The organism is Acinetobacter sp. AOR12_HL, from assembly GCF_027855275.1.
In the GTDB taxonomy this organism is placed as follows: domain Bacteria; phylum Pseudomonadota; class Gammaproteobacteria; order Pseudomonadales; family Moraxellaceae; genus Acinetobacter; species Acinetobacter baumannii.
On sequence record NZ_JAKTIJ010000001.1, the window covers coordinates 37637 to 55448 of the forward strand.

Sequence of the window (17812 nt, forward strand, 5' to 3'; positions counted from 1 at the left end):
AATAACCATAAAAAACCCGCTTTCGCGGGCTTTCTTAATTACCAAATAGTTACCCGTTTCTCTGGTGGTAAATACATCTGATCATCTTCGTTTATTTTAAAAGCCTCATAAAATGGTTTTTGATTCATTAAAGCTCCATTACCACGTACTTTATCAGGAGAGTGAGGATCAGTTTTTAAATAGATAATCGCTTGAGCTTCGCGGGTTTTCGCACGCCAAACTTGAGCCCACCCCATATAAAAACGTTGCTCCCCAGTTTGTCCATCAATTACAGGGGCGGGCTTACCGCCTAATGCAATTTGATAGGCCTTATAGGCAATTGCTAACCCAGAGTTATCTGCAATATTTTCACCTAATGTCAATTCACCATTAACATGATAACCAGCAATCGGTTCATAACGGTTATATTGTTCAATCAACGCTTGTGTTTTAGCTTTAAAATGCTGGTGATCTTCAGCATTCCACCAGTTTCTCATATTGCCCAATTCATCAAACTGGCTACCCTGATCATCAAAGCCATGACTAATTTCATGGCCAATCACAGCACCTATACCACCATAATTTACTGCATCGTCTGCGTTTATATTAAAAAAAGGTGGTTGTAATATCGCTGCTGGAAATACAATTTCATTCAATGATGGATTGTAATAGGCATTCACCGTTTGTGGTTTCATATACCATTCATCACGATCAACCGGCTTACCTAATTTATTAAGTTCATATTGATATCTAAACTCACTTGCGCGAATTATATTCCCAACTAAATCATTTTTAGCGATGTGCAGGTCAGAATAATCACGCCACTTTTTTGGATACCCGATTTTTATTGACATGTGAGAAAGCTTTTTACGAGCTTGTATTTTCGTTGCAGGACTCATCCAGTCCAATTCTGTAATGCTTTGGTCATAAGCACGAATCAGATTTTGAACCAATAATTCCATCTGTTGTTTTTTCTCAGCTGGAAAGTATTTTTCAACATAAAGTTTGCCGATACCATCTCCCAGCACCTTATCAACAAGCTGTACACCACGCTTCCAACGCGCTTCTTGTTCAGTAATATCTCGAAGTGTCTTGTTATAAAAATCAAATTTATTATCTACAAAAGCGCTATTTAGTAATGGAGAAAAATTATTGATCAAATGCAGTTTAAAATAAGCTTTCCATATATCTAAGGGTGTATCTTGAATAATTGTATTTAAGCCCTGAAAGTAATCTGGCTGATTTACCTGAATAGTATCAATTTTTCCTTTTAATTCAGTTGCAGTTAGATAACCTTGCCAATCAAAATCGGGGGTCAATTTATACAAATCTGCGAGTTTGTATTTATTGTAGCGTTTTGCAAGATCACGGTTTTGTACATTGCTCCACTGTATTCGTGCTAACTGAGTTTCAAGTTTTAAGATTTCCTGAGCATGTTGCGCGGCTTGTGAATCTTCTGCAAGTGATAAAGTTTTTTCAATGTACTTTAAATACTGTGCACGAGTTTCGATAAATTTTTTATCATCTTTTAAATAATAATCGCGGTCAGGTAGACCCAAACCACTTTGCTCCAATCCAGCCACCATTTCGGTAGATTTTTTCATATCCTGTTCAATGCCTAAGCCAATCGGGCTATTAACATTAATACGAGCAAAATAGGCCATTAAAACTGCTATTTGCTTCTTATTTTTCAAGCTATCAATTTGATGTAGCTCAGCTTGTAGGGGGATAATACCTTGCTTTTCAATGCCTTTTTCATCCATAAAGCTCGCATATAAAGTAGCTATTTTCTGCTCTAAACTACCATCCGCCCATTTTTTTCTAGATAGCTCTTCTACAATCCCATGTACTTGACTGATTGATAACTCACGGAGCTGATTAAAAGCTCCCCAATTTGCTTTATCAGCTGGGATTTCAGTATTTTTTAACCAAATACCATTTACATGAGCATAAAAATCGTTCTTTTCACTAATAGAAGAATCAATATATTGTTGATCTATACCTGATATTTTTTTGATTTGAGAAGTTGTCACTAATTCCGCATGTACCAAATTAGCAGAAGACATAAGTGCAATCGTAAGAGCACTTTTAAGTAAAATAGATTTCAAAGACTTAACCTCGTATTTAAATATTTAATAATCTAAAACAATGATTTAAATTGATTATTTTTTTATTAATTAAGCGAATAGCAAAATTAAAATCAATATAGAAGCAAATTCTATACCGCGAAAATATAATATTTCAAAAAATATATTTTATTATATAAATCAAAATTATAAATAAAGAGCCATACATAACAGGTTATTTTACTAAATACTCAATATTTTAAAGATGCCCTGGCTTGAATCAAGGCACCTTAAAGAATGATGATTACTTTTAATTTAAAGTATCTTCAAATGTTCTCAAACGCTTATAAATTGAAAGTAGTTCAATGATTGTTTTCCATGAAGTAATTAAATACTGGAATGATTCACGGACCTTATCAAAGACATTACTAATTTGCGTAATTAAGCCTAATGTCATTTTACCTGCTGCAATAGACGGAAATAAAACAACCAAGCTATATAAAATATCTAATTGTAGATACCAGATACTAACCAGATTAAAATAAGAATAATGAAGGTATAATCGAAAATAATTAAATCTGACTTTCGAGAATAATTCTTTTAATGTCTTTGGCTGTGCCCGTTCTTCATAGTCTTCGCCATAAACCAACTCTTTACGATAAGCAGCTTCTACCTTCTGGTTATTAAATTGTAGACCGGGTAATTTAATACCAACCACCATGAGTAGAACTGTACCAAAAATAGCCCATACAATTGCTGCCCATACTAATGAATGATCAATTTCTCCTACAATAGGTAATACTTTAACCTGCTTAGAAAGTTCAAATAGAATAGGTAAAAATGCAATCAATACCATAATTGCCTTTATGAAGTTTACGCCTAAATCTTCTAAAACAGATGCAAAACGCATGGTGTCTTCTTGCACACGCTGTGAAGCACCTTCAATATGGCGAAGTTTCGCCCAATGCTCTGTATAATATTCATTCATAGCCGTACGCCAACGAAATACATAATGGCTAGCAAAAAATGCATTAATCACGGCTAAAGTCACGCCAACCATGGCAATTAAAAGAAAAGTAACTGTTCCGCTATATAGCTTATTAATATCACCGCCACCATGATCTAGCATTGCTTGAATAAGATTATAAAAAGGTGCATACCATGCATTAACGGCAACACTGACTTGCACGCCAAACCAGATATTAAATAAAATAAAAGCAGAGCCCCAAACTGACCAACGTTGCCATGGATGATTAGAAATAATTCTCCAAAACCCTGCAAAAATTGCTGTAGAAACTAGGAACCAAATATAAAACCATATAAAAGTCGGAGACCAGAAGCGGCTAACACCAATTGGTAATTGTTCACTATGGTAACCCTGATGGAATCCAATGAAACTCCCCCATGTACTACCACCAGAATACCAAAGCACCATATTAAGCGCGATCCAAATAACCGCAGATATAAAGAAATACCGTGGTGATGGAAAAAATGATTTGAACATTGAGTGTTGATATCCCTATATTTCTTCAAATTTACAATGAAAGGAATACTAAAACCTAAACCTTAAAATTGTGAAGGCTAAAGTTTAGAGAATTGTCAATTTTTCCCATTTCATTGAAGGATTTGATCGTTTTTTTGTAAATTCATCCCTTTATGCAATTTAATCCGTTTAAATTGCTTTGTATATGGCTCCCCTAAGAGCCATATACAGTTTTTATATCACAGCCATATGTACGTTTAAATCTCTTCTTTACGAACAATATAGCCTTCAAGTTGCATAGCCTGAATTAATGGTTCCAGATCTGGAGCGCTTTTTAGTTCAATATCGACACTCACCGCACTTTCTTTAGCACGGCTTGTTGCTGCAAAGCGTTCATGTCGAAGTTCATAAATATTACCGCCCTGCTCCGCAATAATTGCTGTTAGACGCGCCAAGGCACCCGGATTATCTGGTAATTCAACGCGAATACGAACCATACGGCCAGTACGCGTTAAGTGACGCTGTAATACTGAAACCATTACGCGTGTATCAATATTGCCACCAGATAATACCACACCAACTTTATGGCCTAAAAATAGATCGGGACGAGACATAATTGCAGCAATTCCAGTCGCGCCAGCTCCTTCACACACTGTTTTTTCAATGTTGAGTAATAGCGCAATCGCTTCCTCAATCATATCTTCAGTGACTACCACAATATCATCTACAAAATGCTTAGCAATTTGTGTGGTCAGCTCGCCCGGAGTTTTAACCGCAATACCTTCAGCTACCGTTGAACCCATTGAAACCGCGAGTTGATAGTTACAAAGCAGTTTCGCCATACTTGGATAAACAACCGACTGAACTCCAATAATCTTGATTTTAGGATTTATTGATTTTGCAGCAATCGCAATACCAGAAATGAGACCACCACCTCCAATAGGTACGACCAAGATATCTAAATCAGGAACAGCTTCCAGCATTTCGAGCGCGATAGTACCTTGACCCGCAATAATTTCAGCGTCATCAAATGGATGAATAATGGTTAAAGATTCTTCTTGTGCCACACGGTGCATTTCAGCAGCAGCTTCCGAAAAGTCTTGTCCATGCAAAATAACACGCGCACCGTATTCACGTACTCGTTGCACCTTCACATTGGGCGTCGATTTTGGCATAACAATAGTTGCCGTGACTCCTGTGCGCTGTGCATGATAAGCGACCCCTTGCGCATGATTACCAGCTGAAGCTGCAATTACACCATGTTGTTTTTCTTGTTCAGATAAGCTCAAAAGTTTATTTAGTGCGCCCCTTTCTTTAAACGAAGCCGTAAACTGTAGATTCTCAAATTTCAGCCACATTTCAGCCCCTAAGGTTTTAGAAATGGTTTCTGAAAAAACAAAAGGTGTTTTAACAACTAAACCATCTAAACGCTCTGCAGCGGCATGTATATCTTCTAATGTTGGAAACTCATTTTTTACCTGTTGCTGAATCATCTAAGTAGCTGGCCTCAATATGTTACAAATCAATTATTTTTTTGAAAAATAGCATGAATATCTCATATGTGTCATGAGTAGTTTTCAGCATAGCTCCACTATACAAAAATTTTTGTCAGCACATACAAATCTTTTATTTTTCAACAAAAAAGCCCTTAGCGGGCTTTTACTTAATTTTTCATATACTTGCTTTCAATTTATTGCGTTTGCGCACTTAAACCGTCAGTAGATAGATTCTGTTCAGCTATTTTTTCATCAATCGCAAACTGAATATCAGACAGTTTTGCATTTGCTGCATCTATGCCTGCCTTCATGGTTGCTTCACGGCCTTTTACATCAAAAATATGTGCTTTTTCTCTTAAATCCGGTTGAATTACTACATCTGCATATTGAAGTTCTTCGGCAGCCAAACGTCCTTGCATAATATTGATATTCTGGTTAAAGAGTCCCCATACATTTGAGGTTTCCGTATAAATGGGTTGAGCCAGAATATCGACAGCAATAATGACATCGGCTCCTAAATCACGGGCTACTTCAACAGGTACCGGACTGACTAAACCGCCATCTACATATTCAGATTTACCAATTTTAGTCGGCACAAACATGCTTGGTATTGAGGCTGATGCTCTCACGGCCTGTCCCGTATTGCCATAATTAAATACGGTTTTGGTGCCATGCTTTAGCTCTGTTGCCACTACATACATCGGAATTTTCATTTTTTCGAGCGGCAAGTTATTTACTTGTTGGTTTACATAGTCTTCAACTTTTTTGCCATCAAAAAAACCTTTTAAACCAATACTGATGTCACGAACATCTGCAGCTTTCATTTTCAATGCAGTATCGCGAAGTTCATCGGGTGTTTTTCCACTCGCATAAATTGCACCAACAATACTTCCTGCACTGGTTCCAACAATGAAATCAGGACGAATACCATGCTGTTCTAAAACTTCAATAACACCAATATGTGCATATCCTCGTGCACCACCACTACCTAGTACTAATGCGACTACTGGTTTCTTATGCTGCTTCTTAAGCTGTGCAAAAGGCTGATCGACGAAACGTGAGTATGCCTCTGCCGTTTGCGGTTTTAAGGCAGATAAGTGTGAGGTGGTTTGGCACCCAGCCAACACCATAGAAAGTCCGAGAACCCACAATTTAAGCTGTTTCATGGCCCATCTTTGCACTGTGACGTTAATTTTCGAATTGCAATTTTAGTTGCTCGTTTTGTGAAATGCTGTAGTGAATTTATTTAATTTGTCATGTTTAATTTTTATACTCAAGTGTTTTTATTATGCCGAAAAAAAGCCCCTTATTTCTAAGAGGCTTTTCTTACAAAATTACCAAATATCTGAATCGACTTTTTTCTTCAACTCTGGATATTTATTAATTTTAAATACAGGTTCTTTAATACCTTGCTTCAATTGCGCTCGGTAATCTTTCAACAAAGTACGAGCCATTGGGGTTAAGAGTAAAATTGCGACCAAGTTAATGGTAGCCATAATACCCATAAACAAGTCTGCCATTGACCATACTAATGGCACACTACCAATTGCACCGAAATACACCATCACCAATACAAAAATACGGAAGATGAACATGACTTTCGGGTTGTTATTAATGAACTGTACGTTACTTTCTGCATAAGCATAGTTACCTAATACAGCTGAGTAACAGAACAAGAATAATAGAACAGCTAAGAAGTCAGCTCCCCAGTGCCCCACTTGAGTCTCTAGTGCACGTTGGGTTAATTCAACACCGACGAAACCAGCATCTTGGTAAACGCCAGAAACTAAAATGATGATTGCTGTACTTGTACATACAATGAATGTATCTACGAATACGCCAAGCATTTGTACCAAACCTTGGTTTACAGGATGTTTTACATCAGACGCAGCCGCCGCATTTGGTGCAGAACCCATACCTGCTTCGTTTGAGAACAAACCGCGCTTAATCCCTTGCATCATTGCCATTGATACAGCAGCACCGAAGAAACCACCTGCCGCAGCATTAAAGTGGAAAGCTTCAGTCACAATCAGTTTTAAAACATCAGGCAAAATCGCATAGTTGCTTAATGCAATATATAACGCTACAGAGAGATAAAGACCTGCTTTTAAAGGAACAAACATCTCTGCGAATTTAGCGATACGTTTAATACCACCAAAAATTGCCAATGCAACCATCACAACAAGAGCAAGACCAACCCATGAAATTTCTAAATCAACACCACCTAAATGCGCAATTAGGTTAGCTTTATCCCAACCCCACGCGTGTGAAGATGCATTAGCAATTGCATTGATTTGAACTGAGTTAAATACAAAACCATAAGTAAAGATCAATGCTAACGCGAAGATCACACCAAAAGTTTTACTACGTAAACCTTGAGTAATATAGTAGGCTGGACCACCGCGGAATTGCTTGCTATTACTGTCTCTCACCTTAAAAAGTTGAGCAAGAGTGGATTCAATAAAAGCAGAGCTCATACCAAGTACAGCGGTTACCCACATCCAGAACACAGCGCCTGGGCCACCAATTGCGATCGCAATTGCCACACCAGCAATGTTACCTACCCCAACACGGCTCGCAAGACCTGTTACAAACGCTTGGAAAGGTGTAAGGCCATGCTCATCTTCGCCTTCTGTACGGCTGCTTTTCATAACACGAATACTTTGCAAGAACATGCGAATTTGCACTGCTCCTGTTAAGACCGTATAAAAAATACCGACGGCCAGCAAGAAAATAACCAGAAAATCCCATAAAGGTTCATTAAAAAATTGTACCCACGACATCAGTGTGGCATTGAGTTGTTCATTCATACTCGGTCCGCTTACGTTCTTGCTAATGTGCTATTAGCACAAGCCAAAATACTGCAATAAACAAAAAAGCCCCTAAAAATAGGGACTTCTTCAGTACATTTAAGGAAAAACTTTTAATGTCACTTGAATAGCAATTACCGTCACAAGTTTAAGCAACATCATGCCCAGCACTAAGCCTTTGAAGGTTACATGAGAGAAAGCACCCTTCAGATAAAATAAATTCATCGCACCACTGAACATATTCCCATTTGGGTGAACAGAATGCATCGACTCGGCTACAAACTTGGAAACTAACAAATGACCACCGCTAAATCAGCTCGTTTAATGATTCCCATCAATTAATCGAGTTATAAAAACTGGATTTAAGCCAATAAGCATATTTACATATACTTTTGGGCGAATGTCTAAACTGGATTTAAATTTCAAAGACTGTAACAAGCCATCGTTATAACACGACTATCTGTGCCCTTTTCTTTTTCATTAAAGAAGAGTGCATTGAGATCTGTACCAAGCTGTTGTATTTCTTGTGGCTCAGTAGTTGCGTGAGTTACGTTCATTTTCATGGTTGCAATGGTAATCGCCAATCCTTGTTTCATGAACTGCTTGTTGATGAGCGGTAAACTCATGTAAAGCTCCTTATACCTCGTGTATTTCTCCATTTCTGCACAAAATCCTTTCTGTAAAAGTATTTTATTTGCAGCCACTACTTTTTTCCTAACGTGAGTATGGAGAAATCATACCTGCGTAAAAAAGTCGGTATTATGCAGAAATTTAAAATTTTGTGTATGTTTTTCATTAAAAGTTTATGCTACTTAAGATTATTTTTTATGCAAAAACATCTGTTTTGTACTGTTTTTAAACATATTATACCTTTTTTCTAATTGAGCAATTTTCACTCAACCCTTATTTTGGCTTTAATCGAATGACTATCAAAGTCACACCACTTTACCATTTTAAGCCTAAAGTGGCATATTCGAATTATCATTGAGCAGACATCATGTCTGACCCAAGTCATTAATCATATATATAAGGATATCTGTTTTCTAATATTTTTTGCTTATAAATACAGCAATTTCAGCATATAAAATTGCATCTCAAAAAGTATTAAATATTGAGGAAAAAGATCAGGAGTACTCATGAATTTGGAACAAGTCCGCCTTGTTGACGAAGCAATTACCTCTCGACATTCTGTCCGTGCTTTTTTAAGCACTCCCATTGAGCCAGAAGTCATTAAAGATATATTAAGAGTCGCAAGTCGAGCACCTTCCGGTACCAACACTCAACCATGGAAAGTTTATGTAGTCACAGGTCATAAACGTGATGAAATGGTAGAGCGTGTTTGTGCAGCACAGATTGAGGTTTCCAAAAATCCCGAACTTGCAGAGCAATATAAAGAAACTTTTGCATATTACCCTGAAAAATGGGTCTCTCCTTTTATTGACCGCCGCCGTGAAAATGGTTGGGGACTCTATGGTTTGTTAGATATCAAAAAAGGTGAAAAAGAAAAAATGGCTGCTCAGCAGTTACGTAACTTCAAACTGTTTGATGCTCCAGTCGGAATTTTCTTTACAGTCAATAAAGCAATGGGAATTGGTTCCAAAATGGATATCGCTATGATGATTCAAAATGTCATGGTCGCTGCCAAGGCTCGGGGATTAGACACCTGCCCTCAAGCAGCTTGGAACCATTTTCATCCCCTAGTGTTAGATATTTTAGGCGCAGCAGATGATGAAGAGTTGGTATGTGCAATTGCACTAGGTCATGCCGACCCTGAACATATTGTGAATACCTTTATTACGCCTAGAGAGCCTGTTGAGAATTTTGCAGTTTTTCTTGATTAAAGATGCAAGACAATCACTCTCTTAAAATCAAGAGAGTGATTGGCTTTTTGCTTGACGAATCGCTTTTAAAACAACAATAAAACCACTTAATGTAAATAACACCATCATCACTCCCATATTGAGTGATGCAGACCAAATAAGGAAGTTAAGCAATACTCCACCCAATAAACCGCAAGCAAATTGCATACTGCCCATAATTGCACTGGCTGTTCCTGCACGAGCACCTTGCTTTGACATGGCTAGAGCCATAGCATTTGGTCCAGTTAAACCAATTCCTGAAATTGCTAAGAACAGTCCTAACATTACTAGCCATAAAGGTGCTGCAGAAATTAAACCAGCAATCAACACAATGCTTGCACCTGTCACTTGTACCATTGAACCTGCTTTTAAGCGCTTAGTGATTTCAACACGTGTGGTTAGGTGCTTATTTAAAGATGACATTAACATAATGCCAAAAGCATTTAGCCCGAATACATACGCAAACTCTTGCTGATTTAAGCCATATTGATCCATAAAAACGGCTGGAGCTGAGCTGATATAACAGAATAACGCTGCACCTGTTAAACATCCTGCAAACATAGGTAAACGGAAGCTTGCATCTTTGAAAATAGCACCATATAAGGTAGCCACTTGATATAGAGATAACTTGAGCCTCTTATCCATTGCCAAAGTTTCTTTAAAAAAGAAATGTACACATAGCCAACAGATTGCCCCTACAATTGAAAGCGCAATAAAAATCGCTTGCCATGGAAACCAGATTAATATCCAGGCCCCAATCATCGGGGCCAAAATAGGTGCTAAGCCCATTACGATCATCATGCTTGAAAAAGCTTGTGCCGAGCCTTGGACATCTAATCTATCTCGTATAGCAGCACGAGCCATAACCACCCCCACACAACCACCTAAGGCTTGTAAAATACGGGCAGCAATTAGACTCCATTCATTTGTAGCGAGCACACAGAACAAGCTTGCAACTGCATAAAGCGCAAGCCCAAAATAAAGAGGCTTTTTTCGACCAATACGGTCGCTTAAAGGTCCATACACCAGTTGTCCAATGGCTAAACCAAAAAAATAAGCTGGCAATGTGTTTGCTACCATTTGCGTACTCACCCCAAAATCATGGGCCATTTGAGGCAACGCAGGTAAGTACATATCAATGGATAATGGCCCTAAAGCCGTGAGTAAAGCGAGCAACATAATCCAGCCAATAGAATATTGACGCTGGGCTGTTTGTTCAGACATAACGATATTTCATTTTTCAATCATTTGCATACAGACAAGCTTACACTGTCTATCGTATGATTTGTGCAACATTGGTGTAGAAATACGCAAATCCTTTATCACTCAGGTTGATCAGCAAGGACTTCATTTGAAATCTTGGTTTAAACGCCTAAAAAGAGCGACTTATAACACATCATTTATGTATAACGTGCGGATGCTGATTGCCTTTTCAGGAACTGCGTTCGCGCCTTATTTTCTAGGACATCAATTAGCAACAATTCCCCTCACTTTAGGTGTGGTCGCAGCTGGTTTAAGTGATATTGATGATCGCTTTTCAGTGCGAATCATGAATTTGATTTACACCTATATTGGTTTCTTCATTACCGCAGCTTCCGTACAATTACTTTTCCCTTATCCAATGCTTTTTGCGCTAGGGCTGATTGCCTCTTGTATTGGCTGGATTTTACTAGGGTCATTAGGCCGCCGTTACGCAACAATTTCTTATGGATGTCTGGTTGTTTCAGTTTATACCATGCTGGGAGTTCATTTATTTGACCAGTGGTATATTCAGCCAGCTCTTTTGGTTGCGGGAGCAGCATGGTACGGACTTATTGCAACCATTAGCTTTTTATTATTTCCGGTTCGCCAACTTCAAGATAAACTTGCGGCCTCTTATGCTTCATTAGGCGACTTTTTATTTGCCAAATCCAATTTGTTTGATGTCGATATGACTCCTGCGAGTTATCAGCAAAGCATGATTGATCTTTCATTAGAAAATGGCAAATTAATAACGATTTTTAATGATCTTAAAACCGCCCTTTTAACCCGTTTAAAGGGTGACCGTGGACAAAAAGGTACTCGCCGTAGCCTACATTATTATTTTGTCGCACAAGATATCCATGAACGTGCAGATTCTGCCCATATTGACTATCAAAAATTAGCTAAAATTTTCCAGCACAGTGATATTTTATTTAGGTTTCAGCGCATTTTGGCAATTCAGGGTAAAGCTTGCCAAGAGCTAAATGAATGTATTTTACAGCGTAAACCCTATATCCATAACAAACGCTTTAAGCAGAGTTTCGAGAATTTACGCTTATCTTTAGTAAAGTTAAGAGATGATCAGCAGTATGACTTATTGTGGGTAAATGCTCTTTTTGCCTTATACCGAAACTTAAAGTCTATTGATTCACAATTACTCAACTTAGAAACGGAACAGCATATTCAGTCTGACAAAGTAAAGCAGGCTGAAAACCAACTTAAAGATGATGATCTAAAAGGTTGGAATGATATTGTTGTCCGAATAAAACAAAATCTAACACCTGAATCTGTACTATTCCGTCATGCCATACGAGTTTCGATTGTTCTTTTTATTGGATATGTATTTATTCAAATGACCCATATCGAATATGGCTACTGGATTATGTTGACTGCTTTATTTGTTAGCCAACCTAACTTTAACGCAACAAAACGTCGCTTACGTTTACGTATTGTAGGTACATTAGTCGGGATTATTGTCGGCCTTAGCATAGTATTTTTAGTACCTTCTGTGGAAGGGCAATTAGTCATGCTAATTTTGAGTGGCGTACTGTTTTTCGAGTTACGTAGTAAGCAATATGCTCAAGCAACTGCTTTTATTACTATTTTGGCATTAATTAACTTTAATCTGGACGGTTCAGCAGTCGCTGCAGCTATTCCTAGGTTTGTTGATACTCTAATTGGTTGTGCTTTAGCATGGTTTGGTGTGACCTTTATTTGGCCTGACTGGAAATTCCGTCGCCTACCGCGCAGTATTCGACGCTCCTTACAAGCACAATGTAATTATTTAGCTGAAGTGGTAAAACAATATCATGAAGGCCATAATCATGCCCTCAACTACCGTATTGTCCGCCGAGCAGCACATAATACTGATGCAGAAGTCGCTTCGCTTATTTCTACCTTAGCAACAGAGCCGGACTTCGACCCTACTCGTAAGTCCGATATATTTGAATTTTTATGCCTCAATCATACATTTTTAAGTTATATCGCTGCACTTGGAGCACATCGGGAAAAGATTCAGGATCAAGCGGTTCTTAACGTATTAGATCAAGCATTAGATGATATACAAGGTGCTTTGTTAAGAGATGAAATGCCTGATCTTACGGCACAAAATATGCTACAGACGATACGTCAGCGCTTAAGCCAAAATGATGAAGATGACCAAAAATCGCTCATTATTTTACAGCAATTATCGCTGATGCTCAGTGTATTAAATCGATTTAGTATGTTAAAACAACGGCTAAGTCATGATCTGGATAATGATGCTAGCGAACTTGCATCATTATAAATTTGAGTCAGAATTTAGTATGAAATTGGCATAATATCCTTTCCTGACTTATGCCAATTAATGCTAAACTTAAAACAGTTTACAATTTGTTATTTGCACTATGACCGCGAAAACTTTATATGCTTATACGCTTCAGCCTATTCCTTACGAGGTATCAGAAGCTGAGCAACGTAATGCACAACTTCTTATCTGGCGCAGCACCAATAAAATCAGCACAAAAATCTGGGCGATTATGGGCGTAATTTTAGCCCTTGCGATTTTAGGTCTTATCTTTATCAAGAACTATTCTACAGTGATTTGCTGGGTTGCCATTGTCTGTGTAGTACTTTATTACCTTGGCCGTAAATATGGTTTGGAATGGTATGTTAAGCGTAAGATGAATGAGTTTCCTGTGCAGGAAATCAAGGGTATTCGCTTAGGCGTACAACCTCACGGTATCGTAATGCGCCAGCAAATGGGCTTACAAGAAGGCGTTGGAACTATCGGATGGAAAAATATCTATGAATGGTACAACACCCCTGACTTTATTTTAGTTAACTTTAAAGTAAAAGATCCTAAAGGTCAGGAACAACAAGGTGCATATATATTGCCTAAACGTATGGACTCTAAAAACTTTTCTTTCAATACAATTCGTAAGCATTTGAAAGAAAGTGTAGGTGAACCGAAAACTTTATAATTTCACCTCTTTAAAAAGCCTCCTTTACAGGAGGTTTTTTATTATGCTAAAAATAAATGATAATGAAAATTAATATTATCTCCAAAATCCATATTATCTACTCAATCTTCGGCTATACTTCGTTACAAGATCTCCATCATATTTACATTATTCGACCATGTTTAAAAAGTTTTTATTTCAAATTCATTGGTTTCTGGGTATTAGTGCTGGCCTCATCTTATCCATTATGGGTGTTACAGGCGCAATTTATTCTTATGATCAGCAAATTTTAAAATGGGTAAATACAGATAGTTATGTTGTGCAAGTACAAAGCTCGCCTAAGCTTACCCCTGCTCAGCTTTACCAGCATTTCACAACAATCCAGCCTGAAATTAAAATTAATAGCATTACAATTGCCAAAGATCCTACCGCCTCATCCGTAGTAAACATTGAAAAAGAAGGCGAACGACGCGGCTACAATATGATGGTTAACCCTTATACAGCTCAGGTATTACCAGAGGTACAAGGTCGTAAGCTACTTTTATTAATACAACAAATTCACCGAAACTTAACTGCTGGTGAGTTCGGTAAACAAATTACCGGTGCTTGTGCCCTAATGCTCATATATTTTGTTTTGAGCGGTTTATATTTACGCTGGCCGAAAAAGCACTCTGCACGTCAATGGCTTGCTGTCAAACCCAAACTTAAAGGTCGAAATTTTATTTGGGATTTACACGCTGTTGTAGGTACATGGGTTATTGTTTTTTATCTTCTTTTTGCATGTACAGGTCTATATTGGTCATATGACTGGTGGCGTAGTGGTATGTTCAAAGTATTAGGTGTAGAACAACCTAAAATGCAAGGCCATGGTGGATCTGGGCGAAATAAAGATCAATTGCCTAAAATTCAACTAGATAATGCTCAACTGATTACAGCACTCAACCAAACTTGGAGTGGTTTTAATAATCAGATTGGACGTGATTATTCGACTTTAACAGTTAACTTACCTAAAAAAGATGATGGAAAAATTGAATTAAGTTTTGTAGATGCAACGCCACAACACGAACGTGCACGTAACCAAGCTGTCTATAACTATAAAACTGCCAATATTGAAAAAATGGAGCTTTATGAAGATAAAAAGCTTAATCAAAAAATTATGAGCAGTATGTTACCTGTGCACCGAGGTAGTTTCTTCGGACCAGTTTATCAATTTGTGGCGATGCTTGCTTCTTTAGCCATGCCATTATTCTTTGTTACCGGATGGATGCTTTACCTTAAACGCCGTAAGCAGAAAAAACTTACTCAAGCGGCTCGCCAGTCTTTAGCAGGCCATTATATCGATCAAAATGCTAAGCCTTGGTTAATCACTTATGCCACCCAAACTGGAGTTGCGGAACAACTCGCGTGGAGTACGGCAACGAGCTTACAAGAGGCGCATCAACCAGTTCAGGTTAAATCTGTACAACAACTAACCGAAGCTGATTTACAGCAACATGAACAAATATTATTTGTGATTAGCACCTATGGTACTGGAGAAGCACCTGACTTAGCTTCTAATTTTGCTAAAAAGTTATTAAAAACTAATTTAAGACTTCAACATATCAAATATGCAGTATTAGCTTTAGGTTCTAAGGAATATCCGGATACTTATTGTAGTTTTGGCCACATAGTAGATGAATGGCTTAAAAACAATGGAGCCAAAGCCCTCTTCGATACTATAGAAGTAGATAATGCAAATCCGGCAGATATTCAAAACTGGAATCAGGCGCTTGTAAAAGCAACTAAACTAGATTTGCATGCTGTTAATATCGAAAAAGTGTTTGATAATTGGACATTACAACAACGTGATTTACTCAATCCAAATAGTCTAGGTCAGCCTGCCTACAATATTGAACTTACTGCCAGTCATGAAGCTATATGGCAAGCTGGAGACATTGCTGAAATACAACCAGGTAACAGCCCTGAACGTATTAATAAGTTTTTACAGCATCATCACATTCTTAAAAATGCAGTGGTAGACTCGCTACAGGTTTCTATTGAAAAGGCACTTTGGAATAAAGATTTAACTGGTGAAATTGAACCGTTTGCCAATCTGGACCACTTATTAGAACAACTCCCCACCCTACCAACGCGAGAATATTCAATTGCTAGCATCCCTTCTCAGCAAGTATTACGTCTAGTTGTTCGTCAACAATATGATGAGTCTGGTGATTTAGGTTTAGGATCAGGTTGGCTGACTCAACATACAGAAATTAATCAAAATGTTGCACTGCGTATCCGTACCAATGAGTCTTTTCATTTGATTGATGATAATCGTCCAATTATTTGTATTGGTAATGGAACGGGAATCGCTGGTTTAATGAGCTTACTTCATACACGAACTCGCCATAACTATACTGAAAACTGGCTAATTTTCGGTGAACGCCAACGCACTCATGATTTCTTCTATGCATCAACTATTGAAGCTTGGCAAACGATGGGAATATTAAAACGACTTGATCTTGCATTCTCACGCGATCAAGAACAACGTGTTTATGTTCAAGATATCATCCGACAAAATGCAGCGGAGTTAATCAACTGGATTGAACGCGGTGCAGTACTCTATGTATGCGGCAGTATTGATGGAATGGCAAGTGGAGTCGATCAAGCACTTATTCATATTTTAGGCGAAGAACAAGTCGATGAGTTAAGACAACAAGGCCGTTATCGCCGTGATGTTTATTAAATATCAATAAATAACAAAGCCGAGTAATAGCCAAAATGCTTTACTCGGCTTTTTATTACAATCAGCATTGAATTTGGAATGATTTTGCATACACTGTCTGCAATTTAAATTGCAGCTTTAAACACAATGCAAGTCAGTAAGTGGATTCGGATTTTCTTAGCAGTCATTGGTTCAATTTTATTTTTGGACGGCTTATTTCTAGCTTTTCTAAATAAAATTCATGTAGGCACACTTGTTCCTTTAGTTTTAGGAGCATTCTTCTGTCTTTATGCATTATTTTATTATCATTTAGAACGGTTTTTCTTCTATCACTATCGGCTTCATACTCTTTGGCGTTTTGGGTGGTTGTGTTTCTGGATTTGGTTAATTGGCTTAGGCTATTTTTTTAATTTTATTAAAGAAAATAAAGACGCAAGTCAAAATCTTCCCGCAGTTAAAGCAATTATTGTTTTAGGTAGTGGCGTCGAAAATGGACAGCCTTCAGCTATTCTTGCAAAGCGTCTTGACACAGCAGCTCCAGTTGCCCTTTCACAACCGCAAGCAAAGGTTATTTTAACAGGAGGTTTGGACTTTTCAGAAAAAGAACCTGAAGCATTAGTCATGTCACGCTACTTGAAACAACATTTTCATATAACAAAAGATCGAATGATCCTTGAAGACAAAAGCACAAGTACAGAACTTAATCTTAAAAATAGTAAACCTTTACTTGAACAAGCTCATATTAATGTTAATCAACCTATTGCAATTGTTACAAGTGACTTCCATACACCACGAGCTGCAGCTATTGCAAAGAAACAAGGCTATACACAGGTTTATATGGTCGCTGCAGAAACACCTTTAATTACTCGCTACAACGCTTGGCTACGTGAATATTTTGCGTACGCGAGTGGTTGGCTTCTAAACGAGTATTAATCTTGGTTCAGAAAGCTGCTATTGCTTTCCAGCATGGCAGCTTTAGTTAAACCCGCTAGTAATAATAATTTAAAGTAATAAAATCTGAACTCAAAAATTAAGTATGGAAAATAAAGGATTAACTAAAAAAAGATAAAATAGATAGATAAAAAATAGGAAGAGCAGAAACGCAAAAAACACCAAATAAATTAGTGTATTTAATTTTTTAAATTTTAAAAAATTATGGTGGGCGCTGACGGGATCGAACCGCCGACATTCTGCTTGTAAGGCAGACGCTCTACCAACTGAGCTAAGCGCCCTG

General features: G+C 37.7%; 13 protein-coding genes and 1 tRNA gene. 5 read left to right on the forward strand and 9 right to left on the reverse strand.

Annotation, left to right across the window (positions count from 1 at the left end; genetic code table 11):
• Window positions 1-38 precede the first annotated feature (38 nt).
• The 7 genes from MKL36_RS00190 to MKL36_RS00220 form a co-directional block, all read right to left on the reverse strand.
• On the reverse strand, window positions 39-2087 hold the full coding sequence (locus tag MKL36_RS00190; RefSeq protein WP_086374069.1) for a M13 family metallopeptidase: 2049 nt from the start codon (window positions 2085-2087) through the stop codon (window positions 39-41).
• 268 nt (window positions 2088-2355) lie between these two features.
• Entirely contained in the window at window positions 2356-3549 is a 1194-nt protein-coding gene (gene sbmA, locus MKL36_RS00195; RefSeq protein ID WP_002041898.1) for a peptide antibiotic transporter SbmA, read from the reverse strand.
• A 236-nt stretch (window positions 3550-3785) separates the two neighbouring features.
• Window positions 3786-5021 (reverse strand): threonine ammonia-lyase, encoded by a 1236-nt coding sequence (locus tag MKL36_RS00200; RefSeq protein WP_000615951.1) that lies wholly within the window; start codon window positions 5019-5021, stop codon window positions 3786-3788.
• A gap of 197 nt (window positions 5022-5218) precedes the next feature.
• Entirely contained in the window at window positions 5219-6190 is a 972-nt protein-coding gene (locus tag MKL36_RS00205; protein WP_000811534.1) for a patatin-like phospholipase family protein, read from the reverse strand.
• Window positions 6191-6358: 168 nt separating this feature from the next.
• Complete coding sequence (locus MKL36_RS00210; RefSeq protein ID WP_001005337.1) at window positions 6359-7834, reverse strand: alanine/glycine:cation symporter family protein; 1476 nt, start codon at window positions 7832-7834, stop codon at window positions 6359-6361.
• Between the two features lie 99 nt (window positions 7835-7933).
• A complete protein-coding gene (locus tag MKL36_RS00215; RefSeq protein WP_000490937.1) occupies window positions 7934-8074 on the reverse strand; it encodes a hypothetical protein in 141 nt (46 codons plus the stop codon).
• 182 nt (window positions 8075-8256) lie between these two features.
• Window positions 8257-8460, reverse strand: coding sequence for a hypothetical protein (locus MKL36_RS00220; RefSeq protein ID WP_031222895.1), 204 nt, complete (start codon window positions 8458-8460; stop codon window positions 8257-8259).
• Between the two features lie 510 nt (window positions 8461-8970).
• Here MKL36_RS00220 and MKL36_RS00225 point away from each other — a divergent pair.
• Window positions 8971-9675 carry a nitroreductase gene (locus tag MKL36_RS00225; RefSeq protein WP_001047593.1) on the forward strand — a complete coding sequence of 235 codons (705 nt, stop codon included), beginning with the start codon at window positions 8971-8973 and terminating at the stop codon, window positions 9673-9675.
• Window positions 9676-9702: 27 nt separating this feature from the next.
• Here the strand turns inward: MKL36_RS00225 and MKL36_RS00230 are convergent, their stop codons facing one another.
• Window positions 9703-10917 (reverse strand): multidrug effflux MFS transporter, encoded by a 1215-nt coding sequence (locus MKL36_RS00230; protein ID WP_000003698.1) that lies wholly within the window; start codon window positions 10915-10917, stop codon window positions 9703-9705.
• Window positions 10918-11044: 127 nt separating this feature from the next.
• Here MKL36_RS00230 and yccS point away from each other — a divergent pair, with 127 nt between their 5' ends.
• The 4 genes from yccS to MKL36_RS00250 all read left to right on the forward strand — a co-directional run bounded on the left by yccS (window position 11045) and on the right by MKL36_RS00250 (window position 17511).
• Window positions 11045-13219, forward strand: coding sequence for a YccS family putative transporter (yccS, locus tag MKL36_RS00235; protein ID WP_031222894.1), 2175 nt, complete (start codon window positions 11045-11047; stop codon window positions 13217-13219).
• 100 nt (window positions 13220-13319) lie between these two features.
• Window positions 13320-13895 carry an SdpI family protein gene (locus MKL36_RS00240; protein WP_086374070.1) on the forward strand — a complete coding sequence of 192 codons (576 nt, stop codon included), beginning with the start codon at window positions 13320-13322 and terminating at the stop codon, window positions 13893-13895.
• A gap of 157 nt (window positions 13896-14052) precedes the next feature.
• Window positions 14053-16599, forward strand: a complete 2547-nt coding sequence (locus tag MKL36_RS00245; protein ID WP_086374071.1) for a PepSY domain-containing protein — start codon at window positions 14053-14055, stop codon at window positions 16597-16599.
• A 126-nt stretch (window positions 16600-16725) separates the two neighbouring features.
• Window positions 16726-17511 (forward strand): YdcF family protein, encoded by a 786-nt coding sequence (locus MKL36_RS00250; protein ID WP_001198165.1) that lies wholly within the window; start codon window positions 16726-16728, stop codon window positions 17509-17511.
• Window positions 17512-17734: 223 nt separating this feature from the next.
• Here MKL36_RS00250 and MKL36_RS00255 read toward each other — a convergent pair.
• Window positions 17735-17810, reverse strand: a tRNA-Val gene (locus MKL36_RS00255).
• Window positions 17811-17812 lie beyond the last annotated feature (2 nt).

Bases quoted from the DNA above. Each gene is read 5' to 3' on its own strand.
- MKL36_RS00250 (WP_001198165.1), top strand. From the start codon at position 16,726: ATGCAAGTCAGTAAGTGGATTCGGATTTTCTTAGCAGTCATTGGTTCA.
- MKL36_RS00205 (WP_000811534.1), bottom strand. From the start codon at position 6,190: ATGAAACAGCTTAAATTGTGGGTTCTCGGACTTTCTATGGTGTTGGCT.
- MKL36_RS00245 (WP_086374071.1), top strand. From the start codon at position 14,053: ATGTTTAAAAAGTTTTTATTTCAAATTCATTGGTTTCTGGGTATTAGT.
- MKL36_RS00200 (WP_000615951.1), bottom strand. From the start codon at position 5,021: ATGATTCAGCAACAGGTAAAAAATGAGTTTCCAACATTAGAAGATATA.
- MKL36_RS00215 (WP_000490937.1), bottom strand. From the start codon at position 8,074: ATGTTCAGTGGTGCGATGAATTTATTTTATCTGAAGGGTGCTTTCTCT.
- MKL36_RS00210 (WP_001005337.1), bottom strand. From the start codon at position 7,834: ATGAATGAACAACTCAATGCCACACTGATGTCGTGGGTACAATTTTTT.
- MKL36_RS00225 (WP_001047593.1), top strand. From the start codon at position 8,971: ATGAATTTGGAACAAGTCCGCCTTGTTGACGAAGCAATTACCTCTCGA.
- sbmA (WP_002041898.1), bottom strand. From the start codon at position 3,549: ATGTTCAAATCATTTTTTCCATCACCACGGTATTTCTTTATATCTGCG.
- MKL36_RS00220 (WP_031222895.1), bottom strand. From the start codon at position 8,460: ATGAGTTTACCGCTCATCAACAAGCAGTTCATGAAACAAGGATTGGCG.
- MKL36_RS00240 (WP_086374070.1), top strand. From the start codon at position 13,320: ATGACCGCGAAAACTTTATATGCTTATACGCTTCAGCCTATTCCTTAC.
- MKL36_RS00230 (WP_000003698.1), bottom strand. From the start codon at position 10,917: ATGTCTGAACAAACAGCCCAGCGTCAATATTCTATTGGCTGGATTATG.